Annotated in this window: 17 protein-coding genes; all 17 read right to left on the bottom strand. The window is 38.0% G+C overall.

The annotated features are described in order from the left end of the window. Positions 1-7 precede the first annotated feature (7 nt). Positions 8-1,132 (bottom strand): non-hydrolyzing UDP-N-acetylglucosamine 2-epimerase, encoded by a 1,125-nt coding sequence (wecB, locus tag AC1DOK_RS11455; RefSeq protein WP_477554410.1) that lies wholly within the window; start codon positions 1,130-1,132, stop codon positions 8-10. 1 nt (position 1,133) lies between these two features. After that, the gene (locus tag AC1DOK_RS11460; protein ID WP_477554411.1) at positions 1,134-2,165 is read right to left on the bottom strand and encodes a polysaccharide biosynthesis protein; all 1,032 of its coding nucleotides are present in this window, start codon (positions 2,163-2,165) and stop codon (positions 1,134-1,136) included. A gap of 19 nt (positions 2,166-2,184) precedes the next feature. Continuing rightward, complete coding sequence (locus tag AC1DOK_RS11465; RefSeq protein WP_477554412.1) at positions 2,185-3,111, bottom strand: glycosyltransferase; 927 nt, start codon at positions 3,109-3,111, stop codon at positions 2,185-2,187. A gap of 24 nt (positions 3,112-3,135) precedes the next feature. Beyond that, on the bottom strand, positions 3,136-4,266 hold the full coding sequence (locus tag AC1DOK_RS11470) for an FkbM family methyltransferase (protein WP_477554413.1): 1,131 nt from the start codon (positions 4,264-4,266) through the stop codon (positions 3,136-3,138). Then, positions 4,260-5,351: an NAD-dependent epimerase/dehydratase family protein gene (locus tag AC1DOK_RS11475; protein WP_477554414.1), complete on the bottom strand. Its 1,092-nt coding sequence runs from the start codon at positions 5,349-5,351 to the stop codon at positions 4,260-4,262. Before AC1DOK_RS11475 ends, AC1DOK_RS11470 begins: the two co-directional genes overlap by 7 nt. Before the next feature lie 32 nt (positions 5,352-5,383). Then, positions 5,384-6,163 (bottom strand): glucose-1-phosphate cytidylyltransferase, encoded by a 780-nt coding sequence (gene rfbF / locus AC1DOK_RS11480; RefSeq protein ID WP_477554415.1) that lies wholly within the window; start codon positions 6,161-6,163, stop codon positions 5,384-5,386. A 20-nt stretch (positions 6,164-6,183) separates the two neighbouring features. Beyond that, positions 6,184-7,833, bottom strand: coding sequence for a glycosyltransferase (locus AC1DOK_RS11485; RefSeq protein WP_477554416.1), 1,650 nt, complete (start codon positions 7,831-7,833; stop codon positions 6,184-6,186). Positions 7,834-8,367: 534 nt separating this feature from the next. After that, complete coding sequence (fliT, locus tag AC1DOK_RS11490; protein ID WP_477554417.1) at positions 8,368-8,706, bottom strand: flagellar protein FliT; 339 nt, start codon at positions 8,704-8,706, stop codon at positions 8,368-8,370. Beyond that, positions 8,699-9,091 carry a flagellar export chaperone FliS gene (fliS, locus tag AC1DOK_RS11495; protein WP_477554418.1) on the bottom strand — a complete coding sequence of 131 codons (393 nt, stop codon included), beginning with the start codon at positions 9,089-9,091 and terminating at the stop codon, positions 8,699-8,701. The genes fliT and fliS overlap by 8 nt, the downstream gene beginning before the upstream one ends. 26 nt (positions 9,092-9,117) lie before the next feature. Then, the gene (gene fliD, locus AC1DOK_RS11500; RefSeq protein WP_477554419.1) at positions 9,118-10,656 is read right to left on the bottom strand and encodes a flagellar filament capping protein FliD; all 1,539 of its coding nucleotides are present in this window, start codon (positions 10,654-10,656) and stop codon (positions 9,118-9,120) included. A 12-nt stretch (positions 10,657-10,668) separates the two neighbouring features. Beyond that, the gene (locus AC1DOK_RS11505) at positions 10,669-11,040 is read right to left on the bottom strand and encodes a flagellar protein FlaG (RefSeq protein WP_477554420.1); all 372 of its coding nucleotides are present in this window, start codon (positions 11,038-11,040) and stop codon (positions 10,669-10,671) included. 71 nt (positions 11,041-11,111) lie between these two features. Continuing rightward, on the bottom strand, positions 11,112-11,843 hold the full coding sequence (locus AC1DOK_RS11510; protein ID WP_477554421.1) for a tetratricopeptide repeat protein: 732 nt from the start codon (positions 11,841-11,843) through the stop codon (positions 11,112-11,114). Between the two features lie 61 nt (positions 11,844-11,904). Continuing rightward, the gene (locus AC1DOK_RS11515; RefSeq protein ID WP_477554422.1) at positions 11,905-12,174 is read right to left on the bottom strand and encodes a glycosyltransferase family 2 protein; all 270 of its coding nucleotides are present in this window, start codon (positions 12,172-12,174) and stop codon (positions 11,905-11,907) included. 79 nt (positions 12,175-12,253) lie between these two features. After that, complete coding sequence (locus tag AC1DOK_RS11520) at positions 12,254-13,018, bottom strand: flagellin N-terminal helical domain-containing protein (RefSeq protein WP_477554423.1); 765 nt, start codon at positions 13,016-13,018, stop codon at positions 12,254-12,256. A 167-nt stretch (positions 13,019-13,185) separates the two neighbouring features. Continuing rightward, on the bottom strand, positions 13,186-13,407 hold the full coding sequence (csrA, locus tag AC1DOK_RS11525) for a carbon storage regulator CsrA (protein ID WP_477554424.1): 222 nt from the start codon (positions 13,405-13,407) through the stop codon (positions 13,186-13,188). Between the two features lie 2 nt (positions 13,408-13,409). After that, complete coding sequence (gene fliW, locus AC1DOK_RS11530) at positions 13,410-13,832, bottom strand: flagellar assembly protein FliW (RefSeq protein ID WP_477554425.1); 423 nt, start codon at positions 13,830-13,832, stop codon at positions 13,410-13,412. Positions 13,833-13,892: 60 nt separating this feature from the next. Next, positions 13,893-14,459 carry a DUF6470 family protein gene (locus AC1DOK_RS11535; RefSeq protein ID WP_477554426.1) on the bottom strand — a complete coding sequence of 189 codons (567 nt, stop codon included), beginning with the start codon at positions 14,457-14,459 and terminating at the stop codon, positions 13,893-13,895. Positions 14,460-14,473: the final 14 nt, after the last annotated feature.

Genomic DNA, 14,473 nt, shown 5'->3' on the forward strand with positions numbered 1-14,473 from the left:
CCACCATTTATTTTTCAGTTTTCCAAACTGTTCGATTGATATAGTTCGTGTAACTCATGATAATTCTTACCACTTTTTTTGATACATAATCCGTGTCATAGTCACAGATGATATTCGGAAAATTGGGGTTCTCCGTATATTGTGAAACAACGATATTTATCGATAAAAGTACATCTTTCAGCTTTAAACCACTCATTACGAGCGTTCCTTCATCCATACCTTCCGGACGTTCATGCGCTTGACGAATCGTAATCGCTGGAAACTGCAAAATTGATGCTTCCTCCGAAATTGTACCGCTATCAGAAATGACACAGTATGCATGTTGTTGTAAATGGATATAATCAGCAAAACCTAACGGCTTTAAGAACTGAATTCGTTCATTAAAAGATAGGCCGAGCTGATCAAGCAGCTTTCTCGTTCTCGGATGCGTTGAAACAATGATACGTTTCTGATATGTCTCAGCAATACCGTTTAACGTTTCAATCAAATCGTTGAAATTACGGGGGGAATCAATGTTTTCCTCACGGTGTGCGCTCACGACAAAATAGTCTCTATAAGATAGATCTAAAGCCTCCAGCACGGTGCTCTGACGAATTTTCTCAGATTGACGAGCGAATACTTCTTTCATGCTCGATCCCGTCTTTATTATTAACTCCGGGGGCAGCCCCTCTGAAATCAAATATCTGCGTGCATGTTCCGTCAATGTCAAATTCACGTCACTGAGATGATCGACAATTTTCCGATTGATTTCTTCAGGAACACGCTGATCAAAGCATCTGTTTCCAGCTTCCATATGAAATATTGGTATTTTGTTTCTTTTCGCCGAAATTACTGCCAAGCAAGAATTCGTATCCCCATATAACAACACAGCATCCGGATTGTGTTGTTTAAACAGCTCATCGGACTTGATAATTACGTTCGCGATCGTTTCGGAAGCTGTACTTCCGGCAGCTTCTAGGTAAATATCAGGTTTTCGAATACCCATTTCCTCAAAAAAAATACCGTTTAGTTCATAGTCATAATTTTGCCCCGTGTGAACGAGAATATGATCCGTAAACTTGTCTAATTCCTCGATCACACAACTCAACTTAATAATTTCTGGGCGAGTTCCTACAATCGTCATAACCTTCATACTAAATGCCCTCACTATATAACGAAGATTGTAATTCATTTCGAATATATGGCAGCGAAAGCAGTAAATCGGCTAGTTCAGAAGTGTTTAAGCGTCGAGTGTTGTGTGAATTATAATCTTCTGCTTCCGAAACCTTTGGTTGACCTTGAACAAAGTATTTTCCGTAATTCAGATCACGATCATCCAATGGTACCATGAAGTAATTATCAAACTCTATCGCTTTGACACATTCCTCTCTTGTCAGTAACGTTTCATGCAACTTTTCTCCATGTCTTGTTCCGATATATTCGATAGGTGTATTCGATTCAAAAATGGTCTTTAGCGCCAGGGCAAGATCACCAATTGTCGTTGCCGGAGCTTTTTGCACAAAAACCTCTCCGCCTTTCGCATGTTTAAAAGCAAACAGGACGAGGTCAACGGCTTCATCAAGAGACATCATAAAGCGGGTCATTTCAGGATCAGTAATTGTAATTGGTGCTTTAGACTTAATTTGCTTAACAAACATCGGAATTACCGACCCTCTTGACGCCATGACATTACCATATCTGGTCACAGTGACAATTGTACCCTTGCTTCCGTCCATTCGCGATTTCGAAACTGCGAGCTTTTCCATCAATGCTTTTGACATTCCCATTGCATTAATCGGGTATACCGCCTTATCCGTAGACAAACAAATTATTTTTTCAACTTCATTCGCAATTGCAGCCTCAAGCACATTCTCTGTCCCCATTACATTCGTTCGGACAGCCTCCAGCGGAAAAAATTCACATGACGGAACCTGCTTTAAAGCAGCAGCGTGAAATACATAATCAACTCCAAACATTGCTGAATTCAAACTAGAACGTTCTCGTACATCCCCAATAAAGAACTTGATCTTAGAATTTATAAACTCATTACGCATGTCGTCTTGCTTTTTCTCATCACGGGAGAAAATTCGAATTTCTTTGATATCCGTATCTAAAAATCGCCGAAGTACGGCATTGCCGAAAGAACCCGTGCCACCAGTGATTAATAACGTTTTATCCTTAAACAAAGCATCACCCCATCCCTAACTAACCAATTTCATTCAAAAAATCACTTATTTCGCGATCTGCCTCATCGTCTTCTTGATGCGAAAGTTCATGACTCGCTTCTAAAAGTGCACACTTTTTAGCATATTCGACAGCATCACGATAATAAGGTCTCTCTGTTTTTAAAAATGTCCATGTATTTTTATAAAATAAATACGGTGAACCTTCCATGCTTGTCTTTTCCTCATTTGAAAGCATATCCATGAATCCAATCCATAAGCGGTTACATTCCTGAACATGCGATTTAATGCGTTTGCTACCCTGTTCCTCATGTTGTCTGGAAAGAACATATAGTCCGTCCTGGAATATTATTTTTTCCCCTCTAAGTAGTCTGAAGAAAAACTCATAATCCTGAGTAGTCGGCAAATCCGTACGGAACATCCCTACTCTCTCAAAGTAACTTTTGTGAATCAGAATAGAACAACCATGAATAGCGCCTCGTAACAACGCGAACAGTGGAAACGCTTCTAGCTTTTCCCTTTCGAACAAGGCAAGCGGATTCACATCATATTGGAAGTTTTTTAACTCATCTACAACTGTATACCCGCCGGTAACAATGAGCGTTTTATTCGAATAATTTTCTAAAAGACGCATTTGAGAGTCTATTTTCTGCGGCAAATACAAGTCGTCATGACTTAACCATGAAAAATAGTCACCTTTCATCTTTTCGATTCCTAGGTTTAAAGCACTGCCAACGCCACCGTTTTCTTTATGAAAGTACCGAATTCGATCTCCATATCCTAAAGCAACTTCTTCCGTCATTCCGTTATCATTCGAACCGTCGTTAACAACAATGATCTCAATGTTAGGATAGGTCTGCAGCAAGACGCTGTCAATCGCATCTCGCAGATAATTTGAACCATTATAAACCGGTATAATAACCGAGACCAAAGAATCTGTATAAGGCATTAGCGCTACCCCTCTTCCCTTGTATTACTTAGCCACTGCGTAACACACTGTCTCGTATAAATTAACGCCGTAATGTCTAATATAAATTTTATATTCAGGAACTAACTCTTTTATATACATTGGAATTTCTACGATATCCAAAGGTTTATGGTATATACAGATTGCAAGTATTGGCTTATACTTCCTTATTGTCGTCGATGCCCCCTTTAATGCCTCAAGCTCCGCCCCTTCAATATCCATCTTTATAAATGTAACGGGATCGCCATTAAGAACTTCATCAATCGAAATAACCGGAATTTCTGTATTTCCACTTTCATCTATATTACTTGCATAATTGTTTTGCGAATTAAAACGAAGAACTTCTCGTTTGCTCCACAATCCATATGGTAGTAACTCAATGCGCTCATGCCCCTTGCTAATCTGATTAAACTCCTTATACTTGCTCTCTTCTGGTTCAAATGCGTATATTCTATTGAATTTACCATTTGTTTGTTTCATGAATTCTTCTACCGTATCGCCAATGTATGCGCCACCGTCTATAAAAATTTCTTCATCTGAAAGTTTGATAATATCGGCATCAAAGTATTGCGGATGCTCACTTTTCAGCGGAGTCAGATATTTAGAGCTTGCTGTAATACAATGGTTTATTCTATCGAGAAAAATCTGTTTCGATAACTCATCAGATAATAAGCTATATACGGTTTGAAACTGATTAATATTCTTTTGGATCAATGAAACAAAGTTCTCGAATAACCCTAATATATTTCCAGAATCCCAAAGAGCATAATGTACCCCTGTATCTAAAACAGAATTTAAATGATTCTCTTTTAATTGGAGTGAAATTTCATCATAGTAATCCAAAGAAGTTATAATAATATAACTATCGCGATAATGGGTTTTCAGCTCATTGAAACTAATCACTGGACTTCCTTCTACTGATGTTCCCCACTTCGATGGACTGTTATCACAGAAAACAACCTCCATTGAAGGATTTATTGTCTTAATGTGCTTCAAATATAATTTTCCTATTGTACCTGAACCAAATAGAACAATAGGTTGGGATCCCTTACTCCCTGCCCCTAAACTAATTTGCTTTAACAACTGGATCTGATTAGCCTCTTTGGTCAGATAATCAACAGAAAACTGTTCTACCACTCGAATTCACTCCTGTCGCATTCTCTCAAATATTCTAAGTATCTTCTAATTCCTTCCTCGATTTGAATCTGGGGCTTATACTGAAGTAAAATTCGGGCTTTTGTAATATCCGGGCAACGGCGATTCGGGTTGTCGGTCAAATATTCTTTGTCCTCATGTGTTCTAAACACAATGTTCCCGTCATAATTAAACAGTTCTTTGGCAATCTTGCGATAAAACTCTGCCAGCTGCATGATGGTCAATTCTTGGTGATCAGACCCGATATTAAAGACATCAAACTTGCCGTATAAAGCACATTTCAAATAACCGACCATCGCATCAGGTATGTAGTCAAAGGTACGGGTCGGTTTACCATCAGAGAAAATGACAATATCATTATGGTCTATCACTGCTTTGGCAAAATCAGCTACCACCCTTTGGTCATTAATTCGCATCCCTGGGCCATAATTATTAAAAGGCCGCACGATGGTTATCGGCATACCATATTGTCGAGAAAAGTTATAACACAACGTTTCTCCGAAACGCTTGGACTCGTCATAACATGCTCTTGGTCCACAGGTGTTTACATTCCCCCAATAAGATTCCGGGGTAGGAATTTGGATAGGATGTGGATCTCCGTAGATTTCACTACTCGAATAAAACAGAAAACCTTTCAACTGCTTTTGCTTATAGAAATCGAGCATACGGCGTAACCCAGTTACATCGGCATCAATCGTCTCGATAGGATGCAAGCGATAGTAAACGGGCGATGCTAGTGACGCCATATGAAAAATCAAATTTGCGCTTTCAGCAAAATCGAAATCGCAAGTGATCACATCGCATTCCCGTAAATCAAAAAGTCGATCTTGCGAAATACGCTCGATCCACTTCGGCTTACCGAACATATAATTATCAATGCCGAACACCTTTTTAATGCCCAACTTCCTTCCATACTCGAAAAGAAAGTGCAATAAGGAGTAACCTATCGACCCCGCATAGCCAGTAACCAAGATGGAACTGCCATGCAGATTCTGCAAGTCTTCACGAGATAAGGAACGATAAATAAACTCCATATCCTCTGATGTGATTTTAGGGATTATATTCATGGCTCACCGCTCCTCTTGTACAATTTATGATACTACTCCCACAACTTCCATGGCGCCTTGTTTTCTCTCCAAAGCTTTTCTAGTACCGTTCTGTCTCGAACATTATCCATACACTGCCAAAACCCGTGATGTTTATAGGCGTTCAATCTATCTTGAAGTACTATTTTTTCCATAGTGATGGTTTCAAAGACGGTTTCATCACCCTCGATAAGATCCAATACTTGCGGTTCGACGACCATGAAGCCTCCATTAATCCAACCGCCATCCTCTTTAGACTTTTCTATAAATCTTTTCACCTGATTAGATGAATCATCAATATCCAGCACCCCGAAGCGCCCGCCAGGTTGAACGGCAGTTAACGTAAGATACCCGTCCGATTGGATATGGTATTTTTCCAACTCCTTGATATCTACGTTCGAAACTCCATCACCATACGTCAGCATAAATCGTTCATTACTCAGGTATTTCTTTATTCTCCTTATTCTTCCTCCAGTCATCGTATCCAGCCCCGTATCTACCAATGTTACTCGCCATGGCTCAGATACATTATTATGGATCGTCAATTTATTATTACTAGTGAAGTCAAAGGTTATATCCGACTCATGAAGATAATAGTCAGCAAAAAAATCCTTAATTACATTTCCTTTATACCCGAGGCAGATAATAAAATCGTTATATCCATAATAACTATATATCTTCATAATGTGCCACAGGATCGGTTTCTCCCCAACTTCGACCATCGGCTTAGGTCGCAAATGACTTTCTTCACTTATTCTCGTTCCATATCCCCCAGCAAGAATTACTACCTTCATGCTCTCTCACCTGCCTATTCTTATATCGCTTCTAGTTCCTTTATAATTTCCGATTGCTGTTTTTTGTCTGGACATACTCTCAATGCTTTTTGATAAATCATTTTTGCTTCCTTTTTAAGACCTGCGAAGACAAAAGCTTGAGCTGCGAAACTTAATGAGGTATAGTCATCAGGGTAAAACGTTGTTAATGTAACAGCTGTTTCGACAAGTGTTGTTATATCACTGTTCATGGATAGGAAGAACATTTTATAAGATAATGCAATTTTGTCGAGCGGGCTTTCATCTAGAATCTTTAACAGTATATCTATGGCTTCATCGTAATTTTCAGTGGATATAGCCATTTCAATTTGTTCTTTAGCATCGTTTATCTTTTCACCATTATCTTGTCCGTTTACAACTTCACGAAGTATTAATGGACTAGATACTAGATACTCATTACTTATATTGTTTTTCTCAAGTTCAACCAGATGAGATTTTCCGATAAGAGCAAAAAATTGCTGGAGAAAGATTAGCCCAAATCGACTTCTGTTCTTTTCGTCACTAAGCGCAGATATGTACAGTAAAAACGCGTTATGTTTGTTTCCTTCAACAGATTTCCCCATTCTAATTGACAGAAATAATCTATAGATATAGTGAGTAGTTGCAATAGGAATATCAAGCTCTGAAATATGATTAAATATGGAATCCATCATTTGATGCATATCATAAAGCAATTTTTGAGATAAACCGTCCCTAAGAATGACCTCATTTATTATCTCATCGGATAACATCATTTCAATCGCTTCCAGCCTGTCATTGACAGCCACAGATGAAGCAGTGATGGTAAGCTTCAAACAATCTATCAAAGAATGATATAAAACGTTAACCACAAATTCTTTGTTGGTAGTATTTAGCTGATTCCAGTTCTCCAGAAGCAATTTGCTTTCCTGATAAAGAACTACATAATCCAAATATCTTTGACTATCCATTAGTGTATGGTATAACGAACTTTTTCTTATTCTGTAATAGTGAAGTACTCGATTTATACCAATAACGGAGTTGGAGAACTTTAATAGATCTAAAGAAAATAAAGTATCGCCCGCATTTTTTAGAATAACAGGGTTCTTCAGCCTATACTCGACTTGCTTTTGTATCACAGAGTATTTAACTAACTTACCCCACATCGTTCTAAAACTCCCGTAAACATTTGGGAATATATCTCCTAATGCAGTAATTTCTGCAGCATAAAAATCCGGTGGACAACGTCTACCTCGAAGAGAAGGATCCTGGTCTCTAAAATGTTCAGTGCCGCCAATTGCGATATCTGCATTCCGTTCTATTGCAGCTGTATATAAATCTTTTAAAAAATCAGGATGAAGGTAATCGTCGCTATCCAACGAACACCAATAATCAAATTCTTGTTTTCTGCAAAATTCTTGAAAATCCGGATTTATAGGCTCATTGTGTATAAAAGTGTTTCTCTTATTTTTAAACAGTTTTATTCGACTGTCTTTTCGTGCATATTCTTCCAGGATTCCTCCTGTTTGATCTGTCGATCCGTTATCGAGTACCACCCATTCAAAATCAATAAAGGTTTGATTTAATAGACTGTCCGCGCATTCATTTATATATTTCTCAACGTTATAAGCCAATGTATGAATCGTTATTGCCGGGGATTTATGATTGTTCACAGCTACCTTCTCCTCTTGCAGTTTGCGTAAGCAGGAATTCATTCATGTCAACCCACACTTTGCATAACTCTATGGGGTTTCCGAGTAATTACCTTCTCAGATCTCTTTACTACTATCGGCTAGGTCGACCAGATTATTAATATTGCTCTGATCTGATAAGCTGAATGAGAAATAAAAGAAAAATGGGTATAGCCCCGAATTTCTATTATAATCCTTTGCGAAACATAAATGAATCCAGTAGTCAGTAACCCGTCAGAGGCTCCTTACGATTCAATACACGGAATGGCTTAAAACCAGGGCAAATGGGGAGATACTTTTCAAAAACTTCTCCATCACTTATGGTAGAGTTCTCTTTATCTCCTTATTGGTGTAAGAACCTTTGAAAATCATATCGTCTGTAAGGGTTGTTTTGCTATGAAGAACTTTCCACTGTTCAGTATAGTTAAACAACAAAAAATAGCTTTTTTTCCAAAGGACACACATCAAAAAAAAAACGGATTGATAAAGTGAACTTTATTCAACCCATTATGTACACTATTTTTTTTTATCAAAAAACAAACTTTCTGCTAGATATGCTCTTTCATATACTGCATGTTGCAATCTACTATTATTAATCTTCTGTAATCCAGCTTCCGCTTCAAATTTTAATTCCTGCATTCGTCTTTGGATGACAGCATCATGAGTCATTATGAGTTGAATCTGTCTTTTCTGAGAATCAGTTGGTTTGCATACGGTTTCTGACATGGACAGAATCTGGGATACTTGCTTCTCTCTCTGCTCAATAAAATCGACAAGCTCTTCATAGTTCATATCTTCGAGCCCTATGACTACATTTTTCGTTAGTGCTTCTAATTGTTGTATTAAGTTATCCATTAGCCCTATGTCCTTGGTTAGCAGTAGATTTAGCGGCCGTTACCCAAGCTTCCTTCAAATCCAAAAAATACTCAAGCACTTCTTCCACCTGTTTAGGATCTTTCTTGATGTTCGCTTGAATTAACCGGAAACCGAAATATTCATAGATTCTATGCAACTCTTGCGATATGGGATATTTATTATCCAATGTTACCCGAAGTTCACTCACGATACTCTGTGCTTTAAGTAGGCTAGTATTAACATTAGCGTAATCCTTTTCCTCCAGGTATTTAATACTCTGCCTGCAGGATCGGATAGCACCATCATAAAGCATTATTAATAATTGAGCTGGAGAAGCGGTTTGAATTGCAGTTTCCATATATTTATTAGGATTTGCCTGAAGCATTAGTTAGTTCCTCCTATACACTACTTTCATTGTAACATTCCTGATAAGGAACTGGATTGAGAGTTAAATTTGTTCATAGCTACTTCCATAGCTGTAAATTGACGATAGTAACGAGTTTCCAGCATTTTTAAATTTTCATTCTGGGTTCTTATTTTATCCGTTAACGCTTTAATTGCTTTTCCCATTATACTATCTGGATTAAGATTTTCTTTTATGGAAGTGGAGTAAGCGCTTGTCCCTGCCTTCTCTTTAATTCCATCCAAAGCACCTTTCAGATCATTGTATAACCGCTGGAATATACCAACTTTTTTATGCTCGGGAGGAACTTCAACACCATTAACCACAGTAGGTGGCGGATTAGATGTAAATAGCGCGATTACTGCATCAGGATTAGTAGTAAGTGCTTCCCGTAACTTATCTTCACTTTTTAAGTTTAGTTTACCTAATTCAGTATATGAACCAGTTTCAATACCTAATGCGGCAAGCTGTTTAATACTAGTATTACCTGTAGTACTTACCTCACCAGCTATACTAAACCTCATATCAGAAAGTGCTTTCGTTAAAATCCCATCCCTGGCAAGTAGTCCACTTTTAGCTTTCGCTTCCCACTGGGTAATTTCACTTTCCTTCATATCTTTACGTTGATCATCTGTTAATGGCTGATAGTCACGGTAACGTGTCTCTCGTGTTTTATCATTAAGTAGTTTGATTAAATCGTTATACTCATTAATAAAACCTTTAATATCGTCAACAATCTTATCTAAATCCTTACTCGTACTGATTGTAGTAGCGGTTGTACTAACAGCGTTCAACTTAATATCCACACCATTAATCGCAAAGGAGTTGCTTGAACGTGTCGTAACAACACCGTTTAATTCTAGTTTGGCATCTTTACCATCCTTACCTAATGGATCTGCCTTAAATACATTAGTCATAAAGCCTTTTGTATCATTAGTTATCACAACCTTTGCACTTGCACCCGTGTTCTTGGTTGAGAGTAGTACTCTACCAGTTCCCTCGTCATATACAGCTTGTACATCCGTCTGGGAATTAATAGCACCAATAACATCATTCATCGACATTGTAGTTGGATCGACATTAATTTCTTTGCCGTTAATTTTGAACGACATCGGTGCACTTGTAATTGCGGTTTCACCTGTAGCAGAAAAGTTAGCCTTCTGATCCATCAAAGTTTTAGTTATATCAATACTCTGCCCAGCCTTACGAATATCGCCACCAGTGTTACTTCCAGATTGGGCTAAATCGATCACCTTAATAGTCATTGTACCGGCAACGGCATTTCCAAGCGCTTTGGCTGTGACAGCATTAGTATCCCCTGACAAGCTAGACTTAACTTGTGCAAACGTGCTAGTCTTATTATAATTGAACAACTTGTTGTTACGAAAATTAGATATTTTCAAATTGAGTTCTTGATAGCTTTCCCTCTGCCATTCAAGCACTTGCTTCTTCTGACCCAAGACGTTTACTGGAATTCGCCTTGCTGTCATCATTTCTTTTACCATAGAATCAATATCCATACCAGATGAAAATCCACTTATTCTCATAACTAGTTCCCCCTATCCTCTTTCGTCAACTAATATTCCTGCCATTTCCCATAACTTTGCTACAAAATCAAGAGTCTTCTCTGGTGGGATTTCACGAATCACTTGACCCGTATCCGTATTCATTACTTTCACCATTATCTCTTTGGTCTTACCATGAACGGCGAACTCCAATGTTGTTGTTGGTCCTTGCATGTTTTTAATTGCTCTATCGATAGCTCTAACTAGTTGTTGTTCACTAATTGTTACGGTTCCTTGCAGCTCAGCTTGCTTAAGTCCAGTCATATTTCTAATAGGTACACTTGACTGCGTATGCTCTCTCATAGGTGATTGACTAGCTAGTGGCTGACTTATCGGCACTGCTCTTGTTACTTTGTCAACGTCCATAAATTCACGCTCCAATAAAAGATACTATCATTATTATCGGTAACTCTTATTTGATTAGTTAGAGAGAGTTACTAAATATGTTTTAATCGTAATAGTGCTGGCTGATAATCATACGCAGCTGCTTCCCTATAACATTCATGAGTACGCCCCACAGCACCTGTTACTTCATAGTATGTTCCTAGATTAAATAACGACGCAAAGCTTCCCCTTCCAACGATGCTATCGTATCGTTCGGTTTCCCCTATCTGTAGACATCTTATATATGACTCTTCTATTCTAGACATTAAATGAGCATTCTTCGATATATCTTGGAGTATATACTCTAAATAAAATACACCACATACAAAGTGGAAATCTGGATAGTCATGTAAATATTGCTGTTCACCTTCAACAATGAGAACCCCATCTTGGAAACTTCCTCTAGCTACTATGTTATATAAATAATCTACGATCACATTTGGTGCATAGGTTTCTCTTTTAGTTAGTAAACAATATGCTTTGTTGTAATATGCATTTGCCTCTTCATAATTTCCTATCCCATTATACTCTTTCGCAATTTGGTAAAAGTAATAAGGATCATTAGGGCTTTCCTCCAATTGTCGCTTGAGCAATGGAATATTACGATTCGACTTAGCAGTTTGGAAGTACCCATCATGATGCACTTCAACCTGAACTTTCAAACGAGGCAGATTCGAATTTATTTGTTCATGAATGCGATTCTGATACTTTAGACCTGCTGGAAAGATCCTCGAGACGTAACCCTTCTCGGAAGCAATTCCATATTTATGCATAACCTTATTCACAATCGTAACTCTCCCAATTGCAAATTGATAATTTATAAATTCTCTAATAGCTAAGCCACAATCATTGGTTTATATATTCATCCGCGTCTAATACAAGATTCCAATCGCTAGTCGATTGCTTCAGAGCAAAGTTCCTTGCATCAGCAAAGCTGTCAGTCCACGTAAAATCATAAACCTTAGCTCCATAACTTAGCGCAACTTGTTTGGATTCATCTATTGAACCGGTATCCACAACTATGATTTCATCAACTAAAGAGCATACGCTGTCCAAGCACCTTCGCAGTTTTCCAGCTTCATTCAGAACAATCATTGCAAGTGACAAAGTCTTCATACAAGACACTCTTTACCGTTGTATTAAGGTATAAAAAAACAGGCCTTAGAATAATCTAAGGCCCGCGATTAAGAACAAATTAACGAAGAAGTTGTAGAACACCTTGTGGGTTCTGGTTCGCTTGAGCAAGCATTGCTTGTGAAGCTTGAAGTAGAATGTTGTTCTTGCTAAGAGCAACCATTTCCTTCGCCATATCCGTATCACGAACACGTGACTCAGCAGCTTGTAAGTTCTCTGAAGTTGCTCCAACGTTGTTAACAGTATGCTCTAGGCGGTTTTGGAATGCACCAAGTGAAGCACGAGCTGTTGAAACTGTATCAATTGAAGCAGATACAGCTGTTAAATTAGCACCTGGAACAATAGTTGTCGCAAGAGTGATTGTTAATTTGTCTGCTGCATCATGGCCTGTTTGAATGTCAACAGTAGTACCAGCGCCAAACAATGCAATATCATTGAATTTAGTATTCGTTTGAATACGACCAATTTCAGCAGTTAATTGATCTAACTCTGATTTAATATTACCCTTATCAGTTCCGTTGTAAGTACCGTTCGCATCTTGAACGTATAGTTCTTTCATACGAACGAGCATATCGGAGATTTCTGTCATAGCTCCCTCAGCAGTTTGTACTAAGGAGATACCATCTTGCGCATTTCGTTGAGCTTGATCCAAACCGCGAATCTGTCCACGCATTTTCTCGGAAATGGATAGTCCAGCTGCATCGTCAGCCGCACGATTAATACGAAGACCTGAAGATAGCTTTTCCATGTTTTTACCGGATTGAAGAGTATTGTTACCCATCGCACGGTGAGTGTTCATTGCATTAAGGTTGTGATTAATAATCATTGTTATTTCCTCCTTGAAATTTGAGTTTCCACATCCTTGTGGAATAGGCTCTTGGCCTGTAATTAATATATCGGCGGTTAACATTCAATTTATAATAGATTTCTCAAAAAAATATTTTATTTTTAAACTTTTTTGCAAATTAAATCACTTCAACTTCCAACTTCTCTTTATTTCTGTATTTTTCTCAACTTCTGAAGATTAAATTTACCCGTCACTGCTTCTAAGTTACTTTGCTGGACTGTTTCAAATATTTCTTTACGCAAGATATTTATTGAACTAGGAGCATTGATCCCAATCTTAACTTGTTCCCCATCAACTGCCGAAATAATGATTTCAATATCATTACCAATCATAATTGATTGTCCTGTTTTGCGACTTAAAACTAGCATATCTACTTCCCGCTTTCTATTGAAATTGTCTTGAAGAGCGGTTCTTTAGTACTATATGGACATCTTGGTGGTAATACAACTTGACTACCTAAGCAATTAGATACATTTATAACAAGAGGTGCTAATAAATTCATTGTCGAATTCTCAAAAGGCTCTTGAATTGTAATAATTGAAAGTACCAGTACATCTTCAGGCTTCTTGATTCCTATTGTTTCTTTATAATGATCATCAATCTCAAAGCTATATTCCGGCTCAAATGCAAAAGGCACGGATACTAAAAAACCAACATCCTGATCCTCCATACTTTGCAGGAATGCATAAGGGGTATCTGCATCAATAACGTTCAATTCAAATTTATTTAGCTCTGAGAAACCAAGTACACTACCTTTAAAATTGATTTCCTTGCCATGTAATTGTTCTAGCATGGTTTACCTCCCTTAGAATGTTTAATGCTATAGCTGATCAGCTATAGCACTAAAAAAGATCTATGCGTACATATTATACTTACTCACTTCGAACTGTATCGAATTTTTCTGACGAAGATATATATTTAGAAACCCCGGATTGTATTGAATTTCTGGAGTATGGGGCGTGTAGTTAATGATCGGCCTATGCTGTTCAACATTAATAGTCGGTTTATTAGGATAATATTGAATATCTACATTAAGAGGAGAGGCTTGTGTCGTATAGCTTACAGGATTCTCACGAAGAAAAACATCTCCAGCTAAATCAGCAAATGCATTCCGTGGATTCGAAATTTGTGCCATCCGGTTGCCATCCTCTACGATTTTACTAATAGCCTGAAGAAGGACATTATCCATTTGGCTATAGATATTATTCATAAATCGTAAATGTGGCCCGATTCCAAGTGCATCTAGCGCTTTCGATGAGTCAATCACAAGCTCCCCTCTTGGGGACTGAATATTCAATTCAGCTTTGGGCTGTTCAATTGATAATTCACCACGAGGCGAACGCATGGAAATGGTAGAATCCTTGCTTTCCATTCCTATTAATGCATTCGTTTGGTGAATGGAAAGTCGTATTCGGTCCATATCGTTCACTCCTC

The organism is Paenibacillus sp. P5_B5, from assembly GCF_056400365.1.